A 509-nucleotide genomic window follows, 5' to 3' on the forward strand; every position below is an offset into this window, starting at 1 on the left:
GTCCATGTTGGAGCTGTAGTGTCTTCAATAGTGATGATCTGAGTAAAGACATCAGAGGTATTTCCACAATCGTCAGTTACGGTCCAGGTATTGGTATAAGTACCGGCATTGCCACAGCCTGAAGAAGCTGTAAATTGTCCACTTACTTTGATGATATTGGTTACATCGGTATCACATAAATCGGCTGCAATCGGTAGTGCAGCTTGTGCACTGGCCAATCCTTGAGTATCACTACATTCCAAAGTTACATTAAGGGCAGTTGCAGGAGTTGTCCATGTTGGAGCTGTAGTGTCTTCAATAGTGATGATCTGAGTAAAGACATCAGAGGTATTTCCACAATCGTCAGTTACGGTCCAGGTATTGGTATAAGTACCGGCATTGCCACAGCCTGAAGAAGCTGTAAATTGTCCACTTACTTTGATGATATTGGTTACATCGGCATCACATAAATCAGCTGCAATCGGTAGGGCAGCTTGTGCATTGGCCAATCCTTGAGTATCACTACATTC

The 509-nt window shown here is 43.4% G+C and carries 1 pseudogene; it reads right to left on the reverse strand.

Features of this window, described 5'->3' with window-relative positions:
• A pseudogene (locus Q7C23_RS23405) lies at positions 1–509 on the reverse strand (hypothetical protein); the annotation flags it as partial.

This window comes from Flavobacterium sp. LAR06, from assembly GCF_041946075.1.
Lineage (GTDB): Bacteria > Bacteroidota > Bacteroidia > Flavobacteriales > Flavobacteriaceae > Flavobacterium.